Source organism: Aquamicrobium sp. LC103, assembly GCF_001014615.2.
GTDB lineage: Bacteria > Pseudomonadota > Alphaproteobacteria > Rhizobiales > Rhizobiaceae > LBCQ02.
Genome location: NZ_LBCQ02000029.1, coordinates 1 through 1163, shown reverse-complemented (window position 1 = coordinate 1163; position 1163 = coordinate 1). Strand labels below are relative to the sequence as shown.

Annotated in this window: 1 protein-coding gene; it reads right to left on the bottom strand. The window is 68.5% G+C overall.

The features are described from left to right. On the bottom strand, positions 1–940 hold a 940-nt coding region (locus tag XW59_RS29495), incomplete at its 3' end, for a hypothetical protein (protein ID WP_170990258.1). Positions 941–1163: the final 223 nt, after the last annotated feature.

Below are 1163 nucleotides of genomic sequence, written 5' to 3'. Positions count from 1 at the left end.
GCGTCGTCGTCACCGTCTCGCGGCCGTCCTGGCCCGTCACCGTCTCCACCACCTTGCCGTCATTGTAGGTGACGCGGTGAACCGTGCTGCCGTCCTCGTCGACATATTGCACCGAGGTGACGACCCAGCCGTCGACCTGGACGCTCTCGCGCTGGTCGAGCGCGTAGCCGGCAACCACCACCTCGCTGCCCGCCTCGCGTATCTCGGTCACCCGCGTCGTGCCATCCGACGGCTCGGTGTTCGTCACCTCGTAGCCGGCAGCCTCCAGCTGCGCGATCACCTGCGCGCGCGTCAGACCCAGCTCCTCGGCGATCGCATCCAGGCTCTTGCCGGCGACGACCGCGTCCAGAATGTCGGCGCAGCCCTCCTGCGTCGCCTCCTGATCCGCGGCAAGCTGCGTCTCCGCGCCGTCCGACACCACCACCGTCGTCGTCTCGCCGTCTTCCGGCGTCGTCTCCTGCACCACCACCCCGTTGCCCAGATCGGTGCGCACCTCCACCGTGCCGTCACCCAAATCGTCCTCGTAGCGCGTCGTCGTGATCCCGGTCTCGGCGTCGTACTCCTCCTCCACCGTCCAGCCGCGCTCGTCGCGCACCGGCGAAGCGGTCTCCGCGCCGTCCTCCGTCACCGAGGTGTAATAGCTGCCGTGATGGAAGTCGTGATATTCGCTGACCGTGCGATCGCCCCGCGGGTCGGTCACCCGCGTCGTGCGCACGTCGCCATTGTCGCTTTCCGCCGCCGTCGTCTCGACCGCGTAGCCGGCAGCCTCCAGCTGCCCGATCAGCTCCTCGCGCGTCACACCCTGCGCCTCGGCGATCGCGTCGAGGCTCCGGCCCGCCTCCATCTCCTCCACCACCGACCGCGCCTCCACCGCCGGCTCCCGCGCAGCCTCCGCCTCCGGCTCGACCGCCACGTCGAAGCGGACAGGCGTCAGCGTCACATCGGCGCCAAACCGAGCCGCATCGCTCCCCGACAGCGCCGGGGCCGCAAACGGACGGCCATCACCCGTCGTCAACCCGACCGGCTGCGCCCCACCACCACGCAAACCATCAACCACAGGCCTCGAAACAACCGGTCCATCAAACCGCAACGGCTCAAGCCGCAGGACAGACCGCTCCAAAACCTTCGGAACAGACAGAAAAACACGACGAATTCCCATCAAA